We start from the raw sequence: 19,489 nt of genomic DNA on the forward strand, positions 1-19,489 counted from the left end.
TCTTATTGCTCCATAGTTCCATTCTGACGATGCAGCGCGATCGCCGCATCCACGAACGCCTGAGCCTGACCGACGTAGTTCGCCGGATCGAGCAACTGCTGCAACCGGTCCTGCGAAAGATGCGCGCTGACGGTCTCATCGGCGGCGAGCACGTCGAAGAGCGATTGCCCGCTCGCGACCGCCGCCTTCGACGCGCCCTCGACGAGCTTGTGCGCGTCGAGCCGGCCGATGGCGTCGCCGAGCGCGAGCATCACCGCTTCGCCGAGAACGAGGCCGTTGGTCGCGTCGAGGTTCGCCGCGAGCCGCGCGACGTTCACTTCCATCGAAGGCACGATCGCCAGCATGTTCGACAACGCGCCCGCCGAGAGCCGCGCAAGATCGGGCAACGCTTCCCATTCGGCCTGCCAGCCGCCGAGCGCGCGCTCGTGCTCCTGCACCATGCCCGCGAAAATCGTCGCGACGAGATTCGGCGCGCGCGTCGCCGCCGTCAGCACGGCCGCGCAGCCGACCGGATTGCGCTTGTGCGGCATCGTCGACGAACCGCCCTTGCCCGCGGCAGCGGGTTCGGCCACTTCGCCGAGTTCCGTCTGCATCATGAGCGAGATGTCGCGCGCGATCTTGCCGAGCGTGCCCGTCAGCATGCCGAGAAACGACGCGCTCTCCGCGATGCGATCGCGCTCGGTGTGCCACGGCAGCGCGGGCAGCGCGAGGCCGAGATCGTCGGCGAGCGCGCGCGCGGTCGGCAACGCCTTGTCGCGCAGGCTCGCGAGCGTGCCCGCCGCGCCGCCGAATTGCAGCACGAGCGCGCGAGCGCGAAGTTCGGTGAGACGCGCGCGATGCCGCGTGATCGCATCGAGCCATTGCGCGAACTTGAGGCCGAGCGTGATCGGCAGCGCCTGCTGAAGCCACGTGCGGCCGATCATCGGCGTCGCGCGATGCTTGTGCGCCTGATCCGCGAGCGAATCGCCGAGCGCGCGCAAGTCGGCGTCGAGCAGATCGAGCGCGGCGCGCAGTTGCAGCACGACGCCCGTATCGATGATGTCCTGGCTCGTCGCGCCCCAGTGCACGTACTTCGCGGCCTCGGCGTCGCGCGCCTTCACGACGGCCGTGAGCTGCTTGACGAGCGGAATCGCGAGATTGCCGCCGGCTGCCGCGCCGGTCATGAGCGCGGCGGCGTCGATGTTGTCGGCGTTGCACGCGGCGACGATGGAATCGACCGCGCTCGCCGGGATCACGCCCGCTTTCGCCGATGCGCGCGCGAGCGCCGCTTCGACATCCAGCATGGCCTGCACCGTCGCGCGCGGCGACCATATCGCGTTCGCCGCTTCGCTGCCGCAGATCAGATCGGTCAGACGTCCGGTGGATTCGAACATGTCTTAGACGCGCTCGATGACCATCGCGATGCCCTGTCCCACGCCGATGCACATCGTGCAGAGCGCAAAGCGCCCGCCGGTGCGCTCGAGCTGGTACGTCGCCGCCGTGACGAGCCGCGCACCCGACGCGCCGAGCGGATGCCCGAGCGCGATCGCGCCGCCGTTCGGGTTCACGCGTGCGTCGTCGTCGGCGACGCCGAGCATGCGCAGCACCGCGAGACCTTGCGACGCGAACGCTTCGTTCAGCTCGATCACGTCCATCTGGTCGATGGTCATGCCGAGGCGCGCGAGCAGCTTCTGCGACGCCGGCGCCGGGCCGATGCCCATCACGCGCGGCGGGACGCCCGCCGTCGCCATGCCGAGAATGCGCGCGCGCGGCGTGAGGCCGTGGCGCTTCGCGCTGTCTTCGTCGGCGATCAGGAGCGCGCACGCGCCGTCGTTCACGCCGGACGCGTTGCCCGCCGTCACGCTGCCGTCGGGACGCACGACGCCCTTCAGCTTCGCGAGCGCTTCCAGCGTCGTTTCGCGCGGATGTTCGTCGCGGTCGACGACGATCGCATCGCCCTTTTTCTGCGGGATCGTGACCGGCGTGATTTCCTGCGCGAGCGTACCGTCCTTCTGGCCGCGCGCCGCCTTCTGCTGGCTGCGCAGCGCGAACGCGTCCTGATCTTCGCGGCTCACCTTGTAGTCGTCCGCGACGTTCTCGGCGGTCTCGGGCATCGAATCGACGCCGTACTGCTTCTTCATCAGCGGATTGACGAAGCGCCAGCCGATGGTCGTATCGTGGATTTCGGCGGCGCGCGAGAACGCGCTCGTCGCCTTGCCCATGACGAACGGCGCGCGGCTCATGCTTTCGACGCCGCCTGCGATGAGCAGCCCCGCTTCGCCCGACTTGATCGCGCGCGCCGCGGTGCCGATCGCGTCCATGCCCGAACCGCACAGACGATTCACCGTCGAGCCGGGCACGCCGACCGGCAGCCCCGCGAGCAGCGCCGACATGCGCGCGACGTTGCGGTTGTCTTCGCCCGCCTGGTTCGCGCAGCCGTAGATGACTTCCTCGACCGCTTCCCAGTCCACTTCCTTGTTGCGCTCCATCAGCGCGCGCAGCGGCACCGCGCCCAGATCGTCGGCGCGCACCGACGACAGCGAACCGGCGTAGCGGCCGAACGGCGTGCGGATCGCGTCACATACGAATGCTTCTTTCATCGCTTGCTCCAGATTGTTGTGTCTCTCACGCTGCCTCGGAAACCGGCGCGTATTGCAGCGGCACGTTCGCGAGCTTTTGCAGCTCCTCGAACGACAGGCCGTCCACGATTTCTCGCACGACGAAGCCTTGCGGCGTCACGTCGAAGACGGCGAGATCGGTATAGACGCGGTCCACGCACTGCACGCCCGTCACCGGATACGAGCACTCGGCGACGAGCTTGCTTTCGCCCTGCTTCGTGAGCAGTTCCATCATCACGTAGACCTGTTTGGCGCCGATGGCGAGATCCATCGCACCGCCGACGGCCGGAATCGCATCCGGTGCGCCGGTGTGCCAGTTCGCGAGGTCGCCCTTGGCCGACACCTGGAACGCGCCCAGTACGCAGAAGTCGAGATGGCCGCCGCGCATCATCGCGAACGAATCCGCGTGATGGAAGAATGCGCCGCCCGTGAGGAGCGTGACGTGCTGCTTGCCTGCGTTGATGAGTTCGTCGTCTTCCTCGCCCTTCGCGGGCGCGGGGCCCATGCCGAGCAGACCGTTCTCGCTGTGCAGGAAGATTTCGCGGTCCGCCGCGAGATGATTGGCGACGAGCGTCGGCACGCCGATGCCCAAATTCACGTAAGCGCCTTCGGGGATGTCCGCGGCCACGCGCCTGGCCATTTCGTCGCGAGTCAGTTTCTTCATGGCTTCGTTCCTTTAAGCAGCGAGTTCGGCCGCGTGCACGGCTTGCGGCACTTCCACGACGCGCTGCACGAAGATGCCGGGCGTCACGATGTTTTCCGGGTCGAGTTCGCCGAGCGGCACCACCTTCGACACCTGCACGATGGCCGTCTTCGCGGCGCTCGCCATGATCGGCCCGAAATTGCGCGCAGTTTTACGATAGACGAGATTGCCCCAGCGGTCGCCCCTGAACGCCTTCACGAGCGCGAAATCCGCGTGCAGCGGCGACTCCAGCACGTAATGCTTTCCGTCGATCTCACGCGTTTCCTTGCCTTCGGCGAGCTTCGTGCCGTAGCCCGTCGGCGTGAAGAAACCGCCGATGCCCGCGCCCGCCGCGCGGATGCGCTCGGCGAGATTGCCCTGCGGCACGAGTTCCAGTTCGATTTCGCCGGCGCGGTAGAGCGCGTCGAACACGTGCGAATCCGTCTGACGCGGAAACGAGCAGATGATCTTGCGCACCCGCCTGGCCTTCAGAAGCGCGGCGAGGCCCGTGTCGCCGTTGCCTGCGTTGTTGTTCACGATGGTCAGCTCGCGCGCGCCCTGCTCGATGAGCGCGTCGATCAGCTCGGACGGCATACCTGCCGTGCCGAAACCGCCGATCATGATGGTCGCGCCGTCGTGGACATCCGCGACGGCGGACGCGAGCGAATCGAAAATCTTGTTGATCATTGCCGTTGTTCTCCGGTCCCGTTCGAAAGAGCCCGCTCGGCGCTTCGAACTTCGGGTTTACCTGCGCGTCGATGACGCTTGCATGGAAATGTTCGTCATGCGAACATGGATTCGTTTAGCGAACATCGGCATGGTAGTCCCGCGTTCGTTGCCGTGTCAACGAAGCCCGCGCAAATCGCGGGTTTGTACGGAGCCTCGCTCTATTAAAGAATGTCATGAAGAAGTTTTCGACGCCCTCTCTCGACGCCGACGCACGAGACGCACAAGACGCACAAGACGCGCCCTCCCGCCCCGGCGATGCCTATGTGCAGTCGTTCGCGCGCGGGCTCGCGGTCATCCGTTCGTTCGATGCGAGCCGTCCCGCGCAGACGCTCACCGATGTCGCCGCCGCAACGGGCCTCACGCGCGCCGGCGCGCGGCGCATTCTGCTGACGCTGCAATCGCTCGGCTACGTGGACGCCGACGGCCGGCTCTTTCAGCTCACGCCGAAGATTCTCGACCTCGGCTTCGCCTATCTCACGTCGATGCCGTTCTGGAACCTCGCGGAACCGGTCATGGAAGACCTCGTCGAACAGGTGCACGAAAGCTGCTCGGCGGCAGTGCTAAACGGCGCGGAAATCGTCTACGTGCTGCGTGTGCCGACGCACAAGATCATCACGCAGAATCTGTCGATCGGCAGCCGCCTGCCCGCGTTTTGCACGTCGATGGGCCGCGTGCTTCTGTCCGCGCTCGATGATGACCGCCTCGACGCGGCGCTCGACGCGAGCGACATCGTCGCGCGCACGCCGCACACGATCACCGATCGCGATGCGCTGAAGGACGCGATCGCCGTCGTGCGCCGGCAAGGTTGGGCGATCGTCGATCAGGAACTCGAAGAAGGACTGATTTCGATGTCCGCGCCGATCCGCGACCGGCAAGGCCGCGTGATCGCCGCGCTCAACATCAGCGGCAACGCGCAGCGCAAGAACGCGAAACAGATGGCGAAGGCTTTCCTGGAACCGCTGCAGGACGCGGCGCAGCGCGTGTCGGACATGGTCGCGCGGCGCGGCTGACGCGAGCCGCCATGCACATGTCATGAACGATCTCGACCTGAACCTGATCCCGTTTCTCGTCGCCATCGACGATACGCGCAACGTGAGCCGCGCCGCCGAACGGCTGGGCGTGAGCCAGCCGCGCGTATCGACGGCGCTCGGGCGGCTGCGCGAGTACTTCAACGACCCGCTCTTCGTGCGAACCTCGCGCGGCATGGAACCGACGCCGCGCGCGCTCGTCATCGTGCCCGCGGCACGCGAGGCGCTCGTGCGTATCGAGCGCGGTCTTCTCGATACGCAGCACTTCGATCCCGCCTCGAGCACGGATACGTTCGCGATCGCTCTGTCCGATGTCGGCGAGATCGTGTTCCTGCCGCGCCTGTTGCAAGCCTTCGCGAAGAACGCGCCCCGCGCGAATCTGCGCTCGGTGTCGGCGTCGCACGGCGAAGTGGAACGCGGGCTGGAGTCCGGCGACATCGATCTGGCCGTCGGCTATTTTCCCGACCTTCACGGCAACAATTTTTTCCAGCAGCGGCTCTTCTCGCATCGCTTCATCTGTCTCATGCGGCGCGACCATCCGTTCGCGAATGCGCCGCTCACCGTCGAGCGTTTTGTCGAGTGCGGGCATGCGGTGGTCCGCGCCGAAGGCCGCAGCCAGGAAATTCTTGAGAATTATCTCGACAAGGAGCGCGTGCGCCGGCGCGCCGTGCTGGAGACGCCGCACTTCATGAGCCTGCCGTTCATCCTGTCGCGCACCGATCTGATCGCGACCGTGCCGCACGCGATCGGCTTCGCGTATGTCGCCGAACACGCGTCGATCACGCTCGCGGAGCCGCCGTTTCCGCTGCCGCGCTTCGATCTGAGGCAGCACTGGCATCGCAAGTTTCATAACGATCCGCGCACGACGTGGCTGCGCGGCGTCGTCGCGTCGCTCTTCAACGACGCGCTCGACGAATGGCCGAAGTAATCGTCGCGCGGGGAATCGGGCTAACATCGCCGTTTTATTCCGAGGCGGACACCGATCGATGGATGCGCTCACCAGCCTGCGCGTGTTTCGCGAGGTCGTCGAAGCCGGCAGCTTCGTGAAGGCTGCCGAGCGGCTCGATATCTCGACGGCGATGACGAGCAAGCACCTCGCCAATCTCGAACGTCAACTGGGCGTGCGCCTGCTCAACCGCACGACGCGCCACCTGAGCCTGACCGAAGCGGGCAACGTCTATTACGAACAGTGCCGCGAGGCGCTCGACATCCTGCGGGCGGCCGAGGCCGCCGTCGGTGCGGTCGGCGCGCAGACGGCCGAGCCGCAGGGCGTCCTCAAGGTGACGGCGCCGGGCTGGTTCGCGAACCGGCGCTTCGCGGATTTGCTCGTCGGGTATCAGGCGCGCTATCCGGGCGTGCTCGTGGACTTGCGGCTCGAAAACCGCATCGTCGATCTCGTCGAGGAAGGCTACGACATGGCCCTGCGCGCGACGTCCGAGCCTTCGCCTTCGCTGATCGTGCGGCCGCTGTGCAGCATGCCGTTCCTTCTGGCCGGCTCGCGCGCCTATCTGGACCGCCACGGCGACTTGCTCCATCCGGACGATGTGGCGCGGCATCGCATTGTCTTGCCGACGTATGCGAACATCGATTCCGTCACGCTGACCGGCCCGGACGGCGCGTTCATCGTAAAAAATCATGCGGTGTTGAAAACGAACGACACCTCGATGGCGATGCAATTGGTGCGCGCGGGCATCGGGCTCGCCTATTTTCCGGCGTGGATCGTGGAGCCGGAGTTGGCTTCCGGGGCACTGGTGCGCGTGCTGCCGGCTTATTCGGCGTTCGCGCCATCGGTCTATGCCGTCTACACGAGCCGCAAATACATGACGACGAAGGTCCGCACGTTCATCGACTTTCTCTCCGAGTCGCTCGCCGACCCGCCAAACTGATTAGGAATACTCTTATTCAAGCGAAGTTTGCTGCGTGTGAAGATCGCGCCGGCCTCCGTTACCCGGACGGCCGACCTTCTTCATTGCATAGGCTCTCGCGCACATGGACTTCCCCTGGATTCCGTTGATTTTCAATATGGTGATGCTCGGCATCGTGCTGTTCGTCTGCCGCACGATCAACGCGGCGAACGGCCAGCTCCTGTGGAACGGCGCGCTCATCTACTTCGTCTTCGCCGTGCTCGCGATGGCGCTGGACTTCGCGTTGACGATGATCTTCGCGTCCGCGAGCTTTCACGACAACATTCAATATGAGCGGCTCGCCTCGCGCACGGCCTGGAGCGATCGCATTCTCGGCTACGTGATTCCGTGCGCCGTGTCGCTCGTGCTGGCACGCAGCTTCCGCAAGCGCCAGCGATCGGCAAAGCCGCATTCGGCGGGTGAATCTGCGGACGCGTCTTACGCGCCGTCGCAAGCGGCATCGTGATGAACCGGCTCGCGGAAGTGAAATCAACGAATAACGCCGTACAAAACGCAGAAGCAGTTCTACATTTCGTTTCTCTCTGATATACTTTCGCTCTTTCGGGGCGTAGCGCAGCCTGGTAGCGTACCTGCATGGGGTGCAGGTGGTCGGAGGTTCAAATCCTCTCGCCCCGACCAGAATAAGCCCGCGTAATCAACAGATTACGCGGGCTTATTGCTTTGCACGTCCGCCCAAGAATGGGGCATTTTGGAAGTCTTCCAAAACAAACCGCCGGTCAGGAGCTGGCACTACCGTACGCATATACGGTGCGGGTCAATGCCATGGCATCGTTCGAGGTCGTGCTCTTTTGCTTGCGTGGTGACAGCGAGCAAGTGAAGGCGCAGCCGGCTAGACGCATCTTCCCGAGTCAGCAAGAGGACTCGCTCCATATCTTGCACCGCTTCCGAAGTTGGCTGGTCAATACCTCCACAAGTCGCAGCTGAACGACAAGAAACTCAAGCCGGCTCAGCTGGTGAAACCGGTTCAGTCATGCAATCCCTCAAGAGCCGCCCGAAGGCGGCTGAGTGCACTTGCATTCGACGCCGTCAAACCTGCTTGAAGTAAGATGTGTGCGCCGAAGAATTTACGACCATTACAAATTGACGACAGACATCAAGAGAATCCCGCGGAGCCGCGATCCGTCTCTAGACTTCGTGAAGTTCGTCGCGATCATCTTGGTGATAATGGTCCACGTCACAGCGGTAGGATTTCTTTACCCGCTGAGAGATTGGTGGCATGCCGCGTCAGCGTATCGATGCATATCGGCAGCTTGCGTACCACTGTTCTTTATGGCGACGGGCGCGGTGATCCTTGACCGTCCCACCTCGCTTTTATCAAGCCTGAAGAGAATCGCTCGCGTCGGCGTGCCTTTAGTACTTTGGTCATGCATATACTTAGCGTGGTACCAATTCGCTTTGGATGCAAAGGTCGGAAACTGGCTGCTGGCAATTCTCCTGAATAGGGCGGCGGCACACCTTTGGTTCGTATACGCGATTATTGGCTTGTATATATTCCTGCCGGTCCTTGCGGTTTTTTACACGCAATCCACCGCCGGGCAAAAGGCGATTTTCTTGGCAGCTTGGTTCATCGGTGCAAGCCTGAACCAATTCTCAAGCAGAGTCTTCGGTCATCCGATCATCGCCATTGATCTTTCATACGCTCCGCTCTATAGCGGGTACGTGATCTTGGGAGCGGTTTTATATCGCTGGCTTGAGAATCACCGCGACCGCCATTGGATGCTCATTTCATGCACACTCGCGCTTATAGCCTTATGCGCGGCAATTCGACTGACGTGGGCTTGGCCCGTGTCACATCGGTCGACATCAACCGTTTTTTTCGATTACCAGTCACCCCTGACTGTTGTCGCAGCCATAGCCTTATTCGTCGCGCTGCAGCTCATGTTCGACCGCGTGGCCATCTCGTGGATTCGATCTACCGTTTCTTTCTTCGCGCGCCGGACGTTCGGGATCTACCTGTCTCACTTTCTGCTTTTCCAGTTCTACTTCACCTATGCGAAAGGCGATTTCCTTTACATCGATCAAATCGGCGCGTGGATATGGTTTCCAGGTGCGACCATTGGCGCCCTGATTCTAAGCGGGGCGCTCGTCTGGACGATACAGAAAGTCCCAGTGCTCAAGATGTTGAGTCCCGACTGACATCAACGTTTCGAGGGGACTGTGACCAGACAAGAGCCACGCGCCAGTTCATGCTGACGCGGGTTTTCTCTTTCGGGCGATGGGAAGGCTTTTATTGCTCTGATGGGGTGCGTCATCCATTGCGCCCCGCTCTCGCTACGCGCACTCGTCTATCAGCGCGATGAAGACAAGCCGCCGTTCGACAAACAATTGCGCTGCCCACGCAGCCGATGGAACCGCAGCGCCGCTCCTCCGCGCGGAAAACAGCCCCAACGTTTACGGTAGACTCCGCGCAATTGGTCACCTTCCCCGTTCCCCACTCGCCGATGACGCTCTCGCGACGCCTCTCTCCAGTCCTTCTTCTACTGCTTCTCTGTGCCGGCTGCACCGTCGGCTATAAGAACGCCGATCTGTGCAAGCAACGGATGATCGCAACTTATCCGAACACGGCTCCGAAGCTCACCTATGACCAGGCGAAGACGGCCAACCGTGGCGTGCGCGTCGTCGTTCAGGCCACTTATAAAATCCCGGTCGGGAATAGCTCCGCTGAGAAGACGCTCGTCAAGCGAAAGACTTCGGAGGGCGCCGCCGCAGTCGAATGCACCTTCGACGGCGAGACGATGAAGACATTTGCCTGGCTCACGCCTCCCGACATGGCCACGCGCTATCCGCTCACTTCCGCAGAAGACCGATAACATCCGCACGCGATCAACAAGGAAAACGCTCGGCAAAAAGTCGTATAAGGGCGAACGCGCGTCCGATCGATCCGCTCGATTCACCCGCCGACCGATCACCTTAGAGCCGGCGTCCAAAAAACGCAATTCTGGCTGCGCAGCGCCGGAAAATCACTTGTGTGTCATCGTCTTAACCTCTATTCTTCAAGCGACACATAAGGAGCGCCCCTTCGATGCTTTCGTCAGTTCGTGCCCCTTCCCGGCGAAGGCACGCGCCGCCCGATCGCGGCGCCTCTTCGCTGCGCGCCGAAATCGCAAAGTGGTTCGACGCCGAAAGCTCAGCGCGGGTCACGCGCTTCGGACGCATCTACTTGGGCGGTAGCCGCTATGTGTGCGTGAGCGCGCCGGACCGCGTTCGCGGCGGCTCCCATTCGCTCTACTTCTTCCATCACGGAAAAAGCGACTGGCGCGTCTACCCGCCGGCCGGCGTCGGGCCGAGCATCGTGTACTGCTCGATCGCAGCGCCAACAGCCAGCGCAACGGGCACAACGGGCGCAACCGATGCAAAGGCAGCGCCCGGCTAACGATCTCACGACTTCGCTGCGAGAAGTACCTGCCCGGTGATCGCTTCGTCGATCGTGCGCTTGTATGCCTTGGCGACTTCCGCCGCCGCAATGCCCTGCGACGCGTCCTTGCCCATCGCTTCGAGCGTCTCCGCGACCCATCCGGGACTCACGACATTCACTCGCATCCTGCCGTGAAGCTCCAGCGCGGCCACGCGCGCGAATGCTTCGACGCCCGCGTTGACGATGCTCACCGCCGCGCTGCCGACCATCGGTTGCTGCGCGAGGACGCCGCTCGTCAATGTGATGGCGCCGCCCTCATCGACGTGGCCCGTCGCGCAGCGCACGAGGTTCACCTGACCCATCAGCTTGTTGGCGAGACTGAACGCGTAGTCGTCGTCCGAGAGCGTATCGAGCGGCGCAAACTTCGCCGTGCCGCCGACGCACAAGACCGCGCCGACCTTTCTTACTTGCGCGAACATCGCCGCGATGCTCGCTTTGTCCGACAAGTCGACCGCGACATCCGAACCCTTGCGGCTCGCCGTGACGATCTCGTGCTCGGCTTCGAGCAATCGCGCGATCTGCGTGCCCAGCAATCCCGTTGCACCCACGATCAGCACTCGCATAAGGCCTCCTGAAGATAGAACGACAGAGATAGACAGCGATCATGCTACCGCCCTCGCCCGCTTCGCGCTCGTTGGGGCAGCGACAAAAAAAATGCCGCGATACGCGATCGCGGCATTTACATGGTGCGTATATCGGGCGTCGAACTCATCCGCCCAGGAGATCGATCACCTGCATGATCTCGCTGCGCAACTGATCGACATCGACGGCGGGCTGCTGCGCCTGTGCGGCTCCGGGCGACTCGTCCATCTCGGCGGCGTCGCCGTTGGCGCGCCCTTGCGCATCGAGGCGATTGCGCGCGCCGTTGATCGTGAAGCCCTGTTCGTACAGCAGCTCACGAATGCGCCGGATCAGCAGGACTTCATGATGCTGATAGTACCGGCGATTCCCGCGTCGCTTGACCGGCCGCAGTTGCGTGAACTCCTGCTCCCAATAGCGCAGCACATGCGGTTTGACGCCGCATAGTTCGCTGACTTCGCCAATCGTGAAATAACGCTTGGCTGGGATCGGAGGCAAGACGACTTTTTCCATCGTCGATCAACCATCGTTTGAGTGATGTCGATTGAAGCACGGCAGTCGAAGAGCGATGCGCTCACGCACCGGCGCAGGAAACGCGTCAACGGGAAAGACTCGTCTCCGCTCCGGTTTCGACCAGCGCCTTCAGTTTCTGGCTTGCATGAAATGTGACGACGCGACGCGCCGCAATGGGAATGGCTTCGCCGGTCTTGGGATTGCGGCCCGGGCGCTGCGGCTTGTCGCGCAACTGGAAGTTGCCGAAGCCGGACAGCTTGACGCTGTCGCCGCTTTCAAGCGCATCGCGGATGACTTCGAAGAACGCTTCGACCATGTCCTTCGCTTCGCGCTTGTTCAGACCGACGTGGTCGAACAGCATTTCCGCGAGCTCGGCTTTGGTGAGCGTCGGCGTGTCGTTCGACACCGCGCCCGAAGTCGTGTTGTCTCGGGTCATGGCGCTGCGCTGCGCCGAAAGAAGGGCTTCGAAATCACTCGAGTTCATTTGGTTCATATCGGTAAGACGGCGCGACACATTTTCAGACTTGAGGATTGAGACGGAGGCCTCATTGCAGGCTATCCGCGCAGCCGCGCGCCGTGTACTCGAGCCAGGCGATCCACCAGCGTTTTGATAGCCGTATCGACCGTTTCGTCCTGAAGCGTGCCGCCAGTATCTTGCAACGTTACACGGAAGGCAAGACTTTTCTCATGCACTCCCAAACCGCCGGAAGTGTTTGATTTTGGACGGAATTCGTCGAAAAGCGCAACCCTCGTCACATGCTTGCAGGCAGGCTCCGAACGCGCGTTTTCCAGCTCGTCCAGCAGCGCCTGCACCGGCACGGACTGGTCGACGACGACCGCGATATCGCGTCGCACCGGCGGGAATTTCGATACCTCGGAAGGCGTCGGCAGTGCGCGGTCCATCAGCGCGTCGGCTTCGACCTCGAAGAGAATCGGCGCGTGCGGCAGATCGTATTTCTGCAGCCAGCGCGGATGCAGTTCGCCGATCCAGCCGACCGCGCGCCCCGCTACTTCGATGCGCGCGCTGCGTCCCGGATGCAGCGCCGAATGCTCGGCCTTCACGAAACGCGGCGCGACCGGCGCGAAGAGCGCTTCGACGTCGCCCTTCACGTCGAAGAAGTCCACGTTGCGCGAGGCCACGCCCCATTGCTCGTCGAGCGCCGGACCATACGCGAGCGCGCCGATCATCTTCGGCTGCGCGAAGCCTTCGACTGCCAGTTCGCCCGCCTTCACCGACGCATCGCGCAGGAACACGCGCCCCGCCTCGAACACGCGGATGCGATCCGCGCGACGATTCAGGTTGTAGCGCAACACGTCGATGAGGCTGCCGAACAGCGTCGTTCGCATGACCGAATGCTGGCTCGCGATCGGATTGACGAGCTTCACCGGATTGTCGTTGCCGGCGAAGTCCTGCTCCCACTGCGCATCGACGAAACTGAAGTTCACGGTCTCCGCGTAATCGCGCGCGGCCACGGCATGACGCAGCGCGTGGATGGAACGCTTGGTCTCGTCGGTGCGACGCATCTCGCTCGCCGCCACCGGCGGACGCGCGGGAATCTTTTCGAAGCCGTAAATGCGCGCGACTTCCTCGATGAGGTCTTCCTCGATCTCGATGTCGAAGCGATACGGCGGCGGCGTCACCTTGAACGTGTCGCCGTCGCGCTCGAACGCGAGATTCAGCCGCGTGAAAATCTGCGCGATCTCTTCCGCGCCGATCTCGACACCGATGATGCGATGCGCGCGCGAGACGCGCATCGAAACCGGACGGCGCTCGGGCACGTTGAGGATCTGATCGTCGACGGGACCGGCTTCGCCGCCGCAGATATCGAGGATCAGTTGCGAGATGCGCTCGATGTGCTCGACCGTCGTCGCGTAATCGACGCCGCGCTCGAAGCGGTGCGCCGCATCCGTCGAGAAGTTGTACTTGCGCGCACGGCCGCGAATGGCGTCCGGCCACCAGAACGCGGCTTCCAGATAGATGTTGGCCGTATCGAGCGATACGGCGGTGCTGTCGCCGCCCATGATGCCGGCGAGACTTTCGACGTGGCGATCGTCCGCGATCACGCCGACGGTTTCATCCAGCTCGACAGTATTGCCGTTAAGCAGCTTGAGCGACTCGCCTTGTCTGCCCCAACGCACTTCGATCCCGCCGTGAATCTTGTCGAGATCGAAGACGTGCGTCGGGCGACCGAGCTCGAGCATCACGTAGTTCGAAATATCGACGAGCGCGGAAATGCTGCGCTGGCCCGAGCGTTCGAGACGCTCGACCATCCATTGCGGCGTCTTCCCGTGTGCGTTGACGCCACGGATCACGCGGCCCGAGAAGCGGCCGCACAGGTCGGGCGCGAGCACCTTGACGGGCAGCTTTTCGTCGAGCGTCGTCTTGACGGGCGGCATGTCGAGCGCCTTCAGCGGTGCGCCGGTGATCGCCGCGGTTTCGCGCGCGACGCCGAACACCGAGAGACAGTCCGCCTTGTTCGGCGTCAGCTTGATCTCGAAAACAGTGTCGTCGAGACTGAGCGCCTCGCGGATGTCCTGCCCGATCTTCGCGTCGGCGGACAGGATCAGCAGGCCGCTGTGATCTTCGGACAGCTTGAGTTCGCGCGCCGAGCACAGCATGCCCTGGCTATCGACGCCGCGCAGCTTCGCCGGCTTGATGGCGAATGGCTCGCCGCCCGCCTCGACCGGCGGCAGAACCGCGCCGATCAGCGCGACCGGCACCTTGATGCCCGGCGACACGTTCGGCGCGCCGCAGACGATGTTCAGACGCTCGCCCGTGCCGGCGTCGACCTGGCAGACGTTGAGCTTGTCGGCGTTCGGATGCTTGGCCACTTCCAGCACTTGCCCGACGACGATCTTGGTGGTCGGCGGCGCGACCGGCCGCAGGTCTTCGACTTCGAGACCGGCCATCGTCAGCGCGTGAGCGAGTTCGTCGGTGGAGAGCTTGGGATCGACGAAGCTGCGGAGCCAGGATTCGGGGAATTGCATGTGTGTCTACGTTCGAAATGTGGAGTTCTCGTCCGGCGCGTGCCGCGTGGCCGGACGTCGCATGGCGCGCGGGCGTTTCAGGCGAACTGTCGAAGGAAGCGCAGATCGTTTTCGAAGAAGAGGCGCAAGTCCTGGACGCCGTAACGCAGCATCGTCAGACGCTCGAGGCCGCTGCCGAACGCAAAGCCGATATAGCGCTCGGGATCGAGGCCCATGTTGCGGATGACGGTCGGATGCACCTGACCCGAGCCCGAAATCTCCAGCCACTTGCCCGCGTTCTTGCCGTGCTCGAACATCATGTCGATCTCGGCCGACGGCTCGGTGAACGGAAAGTACGACGGACGGAAACGCACGAGAATGTCGTCGCGCTCGAAGAACTTCTTGAGGAAATCGGTGTAGACGCCCTTCAGGTCCGCAAAGCTGATGTTCTCCTCGATCCACAGGCCTTCCACCTGATTGAACATCGGCGAATGGGTGGCGTCGCTGTCCACGCGATACGTGCGGCCGGGCACGATCACCTTGATCGGCGGCTTGTTCATGCGCGCGTAGCGCACCTGCATGGGGCTCGTGTGCGTGCGAAGCAGAAGCGGGCGTCCTTCGGCGTCCTTCCCGTTGACGTAGAAGGTGTCCTGCATCGAGCGCGCCGGATGGTTCTCGGGGCTGTTCAGCGCGGTGAAGTTGTACCAGTCCGTCTCGATCTCGGGACCGTCGGCAACGTCGAAGCCGATCGAGCCGAAGATTTTCTCGACGCGCTCCCAGGTTCGCATCACCGGATGCAGCGTGCCCGCGCCAGCGCCGCGCCCGGGCAGCGTCACGTCGATGGCTTCGGCTGCGAGCCGCTGGTTCAGAAGCGCATCGGCCAGCGCCTGACGACGCGCATTGAGCGCCGCCTCGACCTGCTGCTTCGCTACGTTGATGCGCGCGCCTTCCGTCTTCTTCGCGTCCGGATCGAGCTTGCCCAGGCCCTTCAGCAGCTCCGTCAGCGCGCCCGCCTTGCCGAGAAAGCGAGCCTTCTCGTTTTCGAGCGTGGTGGCATCCGTGGCGTTTTCAAAGGCGCTTTTCGCGTCGGCGACAATCTGGTCCAGATCCATTGATCCCATCTTTCCAAGTTCTGACTGAATGCGGTTTTGCGCGCGTCCTGGCGATGTTCAAGCCGCGCGCAAAACCGTCCGACCAACAAAAACGGGGCTCGGTGAGAGCCCCGTTTTCTGCCCTTGCGCCGCCGTCAACAACCCGGCGACGAAAAGGCGAACCACGCAGTACTAATTTCGCAATTAGGCTGCAACGGCGGCTTTCACCTGCTTGACGATCGCAGCAAAAGCAGCCTTGTCGAACACAGCCATGTCAGCCAGCACCTTGCGGTCGAGTTCGATCGACGCCTTCTTCAGGCCGTTGATGAACACGCTGTAGGTCATGTCGTGCTGACGCACCGCCGCGTTGATACGCGTGATCCACAATGCGCGGAACACACGCTTCTTGTTGCGGCGATCGCGATAGGCGTACTGGCCTGCGCGCATGACCGCCTGCTTGGCGATGCGATAGACGTTATTGCGACGGCCGCGGTAACCCTTGGCCAGACGGATGATCTTCTTGTGACGGGCCCGTGCGGTAACCCCACGTTTTACTCGAGGCATGTTGCTCTCCTTTGAGTGTTAGTTGAGGTTACGCGAACGGCAGCATTGCGCGGACGGAGTTCAGATCGGAATCGTGAACAGCCGTGGCGCCACGCAGATGGCGTTTGTTCTTGGTGGTTTTCTTGGTAAGAATGTGGCGCTTGAAGGCCTGACCGCGCTTGACGGTACCGCCCGGACGCACCACGAAGCGCTTTGCAGCACTCTTCTTGGTCTTCATCTTCGGCATGACAACTCCAGTTTATTAGATGGTCATGGGTGTGCGGTTGATCCCTCCGTACCGGCCAGAACCCCTTTCCGCCCTTCGAAACCCACGCTCCACTTGTGTGCGAACGGTCTACTAGGACCGCCGCCTTCATGAACGGCGCCGCTTGACGCGACGCCCTTCTGAACTTTCCGGCAATGCCGCGGCAGCCGTCTTGCGACGGCGCGCGATCCATTGCTCTTGCTTCCTTACTTGCCCTTCTTCTTCGGCGCCAGGACCATGATCATCTGGCGGCCTTCCATCTTCGGCATCTGCTCGACCTGGCCGACTTCGTCCAGGTCCGACTTCAGGCGTTCGAGCATGCGCATGCCAATTTCCTGGTGCGCCATTTCGCGGCCGCGAAAACGCAGCGTGATTTTCGTCTTGTCGCCGTCTTCGAGGAAGCGCGTGAGGTTGCGCAGCTTGACGTTGTAGTCACCGTCATCCGTGCCGGGGCGGAATTTGACTTCCTTCACCTGCACGATCTTCTGCTTGAGCTTCGCCTCGTGCTGCTTCTTCGCTTCCGAGTACTTGAACTTGCCGTAGTCCATCAAACGGCAGACAGGCGGTGAGGCCTGCGGCGCGATTTCGACGAGATCCACATCGAGCTGTTCCGATTGACGGAACGCCTCGGCCAGTTTCACGATCCCGAGCGGCTCGTTGTCCACTCCGACCAAGCGCACTTCCGGTGCGGAAATTTCACCGTTGATGCGATGTGACGACTTATCAGTAGCGATGTTACGTTTCCTCTAAAAATGAAAAAACAAGCCGCGCTGCGAGTGACTTACTTGAACGCCCGCACTTCCTCTTGCAGACGTTCGAGGAATGCGCCGACCGGCATGACGCCCAGATCGACACCGCCACGAGCACGCACGGCTACGGTTTGTGCCTCACGCTCCTTGTCCCCGACGACCAGCAAATAGGGAACCTTTTGCAGCGTGTGCTCGCGTATTTTATAGCTAATCTTCTCGTTGCGCAAATCGCTCTCAACTCTAAGCCCTTGTTTTTGCAACGATTGGGCGAGAGAAGCAGCATATTCGGCCTGACTTTCGGCAATATTCAGCACGACAGCCTGCACGGGCGCGAGCCACGGAGGCATTGCCCCGGCGTGGTGCTCGATCAGAATGCCGAGGAAGCGCTCCATCGACCCGACTATCGCGCGGTGAAGCATCACCGGACGACGGCGGCTATTGTCTTCCGCGACATACTCCGCGCCGAGACGCTCCGGCAGCACCATGTCGAGCTGCAGCGTGCCGCATTGCCAGGACCGTCCGAGCGCATCCTTGATGTGGTACTCGATCTTCGGACCGTAGAACGCGCCTTCGCCCGCGAGCTCTTCCCACTGTAGCCCGCACGCGGTGAGCGCCTCGCGCAGACCCTGTTCCGCGCGATCCCAGGTTTCGTCGGTGCCCGCGCGCTGCTCCGGGCGCAACGACAGCTTGATGTCGATGTGCTCGAAGCCGAAGTCCTTGTAGACGCTCATCGCGAGCGTGTTGAACGCGATCGATTCCGCGATGAACTGGTCTTCGGTACAGAAGATGTGTGCGTCGTCCTGCACGAAACCGCGCACGCGCATGAGCCCGTGCAGCGCGCCCGACGGCTCGTTGCGGTGGCACGAGCCAAATTCCGCGTAACGCAGCGGCAGATCGCGGTACGAGCGCAGACCGTGGTTGAACACCTGGACGTGGCCGGGGCAGTTCATCGGCTTGATGGCGTAGTCGCGCTTTTCCGATTCGGTCGTGAACATGTTTTCACGATAGTTCTGCCAGTGGCCCGACGCTTCCCAGAGCGACCGGTCCATGACCATCGGCGTCTTGATTTCGAGATAACCGGCCTCGTTCACGCGGCGGCGCATGTACTGCTCGACCTGCTGCCACAGCGACCAGCCCTTCGGATGCCAGAACACCATGCCCGGCGCCTCGTCCTGCAGATGGAACAGGTCGAGCTGCTTGCCGAGCTTGCGGTGGTCGCGCTTCTCCGCTTCCTCGAGCATGTGCAGGTACGCGTCCTGGTCTTCCTTCTTCGTCCAGGCGGTGCCGTAGATGCGCTGCAGTTGCTCGTTCTTCGAATCGCCGCGCCAGTACGCGCCCGCGAGCTTCATCAGCTTGAAAACCTTGAGCTTGCCGGTGGACGGTACGTGCGGGCCACGGCACAGGTCGGTGAAACCGCCGTGAGAGTAGAGCTTGATTTCGTCGCTGGCGGGAATCGACTCGATGATCTCCGCCTTGTACTTTTCGCCGATGCTCTTGAAGTAGTCGACGGCCTCGTCGCGCGAAACGACGCGGCGCGACACCGGCTCGTCTTTCTTCACGAGCTCCTGCATGCGCTTTTCGATCTTTTCCAGATCTTCGGGCGTGAAGGGACGGCTGTACGCGAAGTCGTAGTAGAAGCCGTTGTCGATGACCGGTCCGATGGTGACCTGCGCCTCGGGAAACAGGTCCTTGACCGCGTAGGCCAGAAGGTGCGCGGTGGAGTGACGAACGACATCGACGCCTTCCGGGTCTTTGTCGGTGACGATGGCGAGCGACGAATCGCGGTCGATCACGAAAGATGTATCGACGAGCTCGCCGTTCAGCTTGCCGGCGAGCGCCGCCTTGGCGAGGCCCGCGCCGATCGATGCCGCGACTTCCGCGACGGTCACCGGGTGGTCGTATTGGCGGACCGACCCATCAGGCAAACGTACCGAAACCATTTCGTTCTCCAGGACGCCGGCGCACGCCGAGCGAATTCGAATAACCACTGCCCCGCGACATCGATGAAACGGAAATCGAGGAACAAAAAAAATGCGGCCCCACTACCGAGGGGCCGCATTCACTTTTTACATACCGCGAGACAATTTGGCACAAGGCGAATTAGGTCCTCGACTAGCGTCGCTCCGAAGTTGTTTCGGTCAACGTTCGACGTGCCATTTTCGTATCGCCTTTTGCGCAATGCGCTTCTTGCGGATTGAAGCCTCGGAGAACCGGGACTTCGCTTTTCGTTGGTAGGCTCGATTGGACTCGAACCAACGACCCCCACCATGTCAAGGTGGTGCTCTAACCAGCTGAGCTACGAGCCTGAAAGAAGTGAGATTATATGGAGCGTTTCGAATCTTGGCAAGTCTTTCTGAACACGAATTCGAGATTCAACCGCAGAAACGCCCAAGTCCTCGCGTCATG

Annotated in this window: 19 protein-coding genes and 2 tRNA genes; 7 read left to right on the top strand and 14 right to left on the bottom strand. The window is 62.4% G+C overall.

What is annotated here, in order from left to right; genetic code table 11:
• Positions 1-2: 2 nt before the first annotated feature.
• The 4 genes from LDZ27_RS08525 to LDZ27_RS08540 are packed head-to-tail and all read right to left on the bottom strand — an operon-like array spanning position 3 to position 3,966.
• Positions 3-1,373 carry a 3-carboxy-cis,cis-muconate cycloisomerase gene (locus LDZ27_RS08525; RefSeq protein ID WP_244813688.1) on the bottom strand — a complete coding sequence of 457 codons (1,371 nt, stop codon included), beginning with the start codon at positions 1,371-1,373 and terminating at the stop codon, positions 3-5.
• Positions 1,374-1,376: 3 nt separating this feature from the next.
• Positions 1,377-2,579, bottom strand: a complete 1,203-nt coding sequence (gene pcaF / locus LDZ27_RS08530) for a 3-oxoadipyl-CoA thiolase (protein WP_244813689.1) — start codon at positions 2,577-2,579, stop codon at positions 1,377-1,379.
• Positions 2,580-2,604: 25 nt separating this feature from the next.
• On the bottom strand, positions 2,605-3,261 hold the full coding sequence (locus LDZ27_RS08535; protein WP_244813690.1) for a 3-oxoacid CoA-transferase subunit B: 657 nt from the start codon (positions 3,259-3,261) through the stop codon (positions 2,605-2,607).
• 12 nt (positions 3,262-3,273) lie between these two features.
• Complete coding sequence (locus LDZ27_RS08540) at positions 3,274-3,966, bottom strand: 3-oxoacid CoA-transferase subunit A (RefSeq protein ID WP_244813691.1); 693 nt, start codon at positions 3,964-3,966, stop codon at positions 3,274-3,276.
• Between the two features lie 215 nt (positions 3,967-4,181).
• On the opposite strand from LDZ27_RS08540, the gene LDZ27_RS08545 reads away from it, so the two are divergent.
• The 7 genes from LDZ27_RS08545 (at position 4,182) to LDZ27_RS08575 (ending at position 9,771) form a co-directional block, all read left to right on the top strand.
• The gene (locus LDZ27_RS08545) at positions 4,182-5,018 is read left to right on the top strand and encodes an IclR family transcriptional regulator (RefSeq protein WP_244813692.1); all 837 of its coding nucleotides are present in this window, start codon (positions 4,182-4,184) and stop codon (positions 5,016-5,018) included.
• 22 nt (positions 5,019-5,040) lie between these two features.
• Positions 5,041-5,964 (top strand): LysR family transcriptional regulator, encoded by a 924-nt coding sequence (locus LDZ27_RS08550; protein WP_244813693.1) that lies wholly within the window; start codon positions 5,041-5,043, stop codon positions 5,962-5,964.
• Between the two features lie 58 nt (positions 5,965-6,022).
• The gene (locus LDZ27_RS08555; RefSeq protein ID WP_244813694.1) at positions 6,023-6,922 is read left to right on the top strand and encodes a LysR family transcriptional regulator; all 900 of its coding nucleotides are present in this window, start codon (positions 6,023-6,025) and stop codon (positions 6,920-6,922) included.
• Positions 6,923-7,025: 103 nt separating this feature from the next.
• Positions 7,026-7,406, top strand: a complete 381-nt coding sequence (locus LDZ27_RS08560; RefSeq protein WP_244813695.1) for a hypothetical protein — start codon at positions 7,026-7,028, stop codon at positions 7,404-7,406.
• A 96-nt stretch (positions 7,407-7,502) separates the two neighbouring features.
• Positions 7,503-7,579, top strand: a tRNA-Pro gene (locus LDZ27_RS08565).
• A gap of 462 nt (positions 7,580-8,041) precedes the next feature.
• Positions 8,042-9,097 carry an acyltransferase gene (locus tag LDZ27_RS08570; protein ID WP_244813696.1) on the top strand — a complete coding sequence of 352 codons (1,056 nt, stop codon included), beginning with the start codon at positions 8,042-8,044 and terminating at the stop codon, positions 9,095-9,097.
• A 209-nt stretch (positions 9,098-9,306) separates the two neighbouring features.
• Positions 9,307-9,771: a hypothetical protein gene (locus LDZ27_RS08575; RefSeq protein WP_244813697.1), complete on the top strand. Its 465-nt coding sequence runs from the start codon at positions 9,307-9,309 to the stop codon at positions 9,769-9,771.
• Between the two features lie 568 nt (positions 9,772-10,339).
• On the opposite strand, the gene LDZ27_RS08580 is transcribed toward LDZ27_RS08575, so the two are convergent.
• The 10 genes from LDZ27_RS08580 to LDZ27_RS08625 form a co-directional block, all read right to left on the bottom strand.
• On the bottom strand, positions 10,340-10,939 hold the full coding sequence (locus LDZ27_RS08580; protein WP_244813698.1) for a short chain dehydrogenase: 600 nt from the start codon (positions 10,937-10,939) through the stop codon (positions 10,340-10,342).
• A 145-nt stretch (positions 10,940-11,084) separates the two neighbouring features.
• Positions 11,085-11,468, bottom strand: coding sequence for a MerR family transcriptional regulator (locus LDZ27_RS08585; protein ID WP_244813699.1), 384 nt, complete (start codon positions 11,466-11,468; stop codon positions 11,085-11,087).
• Positions 11,469-11,553: 85 nt separating this feature from the next.
• Complete coding sequence (locus tag LDZ27_RS08590) at positions 11,554-11,961, bottom strand: integration host factor subunit alpha (protein ID WP_244813700.1); 408 nt, start codon at positions 11,959-11,961, stop codon at positions 11,554-11,556.
• Positions 11,962-12,023: 62 nt separating this feature from the next.
• The gene (gene pheT, locus LDZ27_RS08595; protein ID WP_244813701.1) at positions 12,024-14,456 is read right to left on the bottom strand and encodes a phenylalanine--tRNA ligase subunit beta; all 2,433 of its coding nucleotides are present in this window, start codon (positions 14,454-14,456) and stop codon (positions 12,024-12,026) included.
• A gap of 77 nt (positions 14,457-14,533) precedes the next feature.
• A complete protein-coding gene (gene pheS, locus LDZ27_RS08600; protein WP_244813702.1) occupies positions 14,534-15,547 on the bottom strand; it encodes a phenylalanine--tRNA ligase subunit alpha in 1,014 nt (337 codons plus the stop codon).
• A gap of 183 nt (positions 15,548-15,730) precedes the next feature.
• The gene (gene rplT, locus LDZ27_RS08605; RefSeq protein WP_008350196.1) at positions 15,731-16,090 is read right to left on the bottom strand and encodes a 50S ribosomal protein L20; all 360 of its coding nucleotides are present in this window, start codon (positions 16,088-16,090) and stop codon (positions 15,731-15,733) included.
• A 28-nt stretch (positions 16,091-16,118) separates the two neighbouring features.
• Complete coding sequence (gene rpmI, locus LDZ27_RS08610; RefSeq protein WP_004191477.1) at positions 16,119-16,316, bottom strand: 50S ribosomal protein L35; 198 nt, start codon at positions 16,314-16,316, stop codon at positions 16,119-16,121.
• 224 nt (positions 16,317-16,540) lie between these two features.
• Positions 16,541-17,068: a translation initiation factor IF-3 gene (infC, locus tag LDZ27_RS08615; protein ID WP_244816091.1), complete on the bottom strand. Its 528-nt coding sequence runs from the start codon at positions 17,066-17,068 to the stop codon at positions 16,541-16,543.
• Between the two features lie 47 nt (positions 17,069-17,115).
• Positions 17,116-19,023, bottom strand: a complete 1,908-nt coding sequence (gene thrS / locus LDZ27_RS08620) for a threonine--tRNA ligase (RefSeq protein WP_244813703.1) — start codon at positions 19,021-19,023, stop codon at positions 17,116-17,118.
• A 289-nt stretch (positions 19,024-19,312) separates the two neighbouring features.
• Positions 19,313-19,389 (bottom strand) — tRNA-Val (locus LDZ27_RS08625).
• Positions 19,390-19,489: the final 100 nt, after the last annotated feature.

The sequence above is a fragment of the Caballeronia sp. Lep1P3 genome, assembly GCF_022879595.1.
Classification (GTDB): Bacteria; Pseudomonadota; Gammaproteobacteria; order Burkholderiales; family Burkholderiaceae; genus Caballeronia.

Coding starts and splice junctions, on each gene's coding strand:
- LDZ27_RS08585 (WP_244813699.1), bottom strand. CDS start 11,468: ATGGAAAAAGTCGTCTTGCCTCCGATCCCAGCCAAGCGTTATTTCACG.
- LDZ27_RS08545 (WP_244813692.1), top strand. CDS start 4,182: ATGAAGAAGTTTTCGACGCCCTCTCTCGACGCCGACGCACGAGACGCA.
- LDZ27_RS08560 (WP_244813695.1), top strand. CDS start 7,026: ATGGACTTCCCCTGGATTCCGTTGATTTTCAATATGGTGATGCTCGGC.
- LDZ27_RS08575 (WP_244813697.1), top strand. CDS start 9,307: ATGGAACCGCAGCGCCGCTCCTCCGCGCGGAAAACAGCCCCAACGTTT.
- LDZ27_RS08590 (WP_244813700.1), bottom strand. CDS start 11,961: ATGAACCAAATGAACTCGAGTGATTTCGAAGCCCTTCTTTCGGCGCAG.
- thrS (WP_244813703.1), bottom strand. CDS start 19,023: ATGGTTTCGGTACGTTTGCCTGATGGGTCGGTCCGCCAATACGACCAC.
- pcaF (WP_244813689.1), bottom strand. CDS start 2,579: ATGAAAGAAGCATTCGTATGTGACGCGATCCGCACGCCGTTCGGCCGC.
- pheT (WP_244813701.1), bottom strand. CDS start 14,456: ATGCAATTCCCCGAATCCTGGCTCCGCAGCTTCGTCGATCCCAAGCTC.
- LDZ27_RS08540 (WP_244813691.1), bottom strand. CDS start 3,966: ATGATCAACAAGATTTTCGATTCGCTCGCGTCCGCCGTCGCGGATGTC.
- rplT (WP_008350196.1), bottom strand. CDS start 16,090: ATGCCTCGAGTAAAACGTGGGGTTACCGCACGGGCCCGTCACAAGAAG.
- LDZ27_RS08550 (WP_244813693.1), top strand. CDS start 5,041: ATGAACGATCTCGACCTGAACCTGATCCCGTTTCTCGTCGCCATCGAC.
- LDZ27_RS08555 (WP_244813694.1), top strand. CDS start 6,023: ATGGATGCGCTCACCAGCCTGCGCGTGTTTCGCGAGGTCGTCGAAGCC.
- pheS (WP_244813702.1), bottom strand. CDS start 15,547: ATGGATCTGGACCAGATTGTCGCCGACGCGAAAAGCGCCTTTGAAAAC.
- rpmI (WP_004191477.1), bottom strand. CDS start 16,316: ATGCCGAAGATGAAGACCAAGAAGAGTGCTGCAAAGCGCTTCGTGGTG.
- LDZ27_RS08580 (WP_244813698.1), bottom strand. CDS start 10,939: ATGCGAGTGCTGATCGTGGGTGCAACGGGATTGCTGGGCACGCAGATC.
- LDZ27_RS08525 (WP_244813688.1), bottom strand. CDS start 1,373: ATGTTCGAATCCACCGGACGTCTGACCGATCTGATCTGCGGCAGCGAA.
- LDZ27_RS08535 (WP_244813690.1), bottom strand. CDS start 3,261: ATGAAGAAACTGACTCGCGACGAAATGGCCAGGCGCGTGGCCGCGGAC.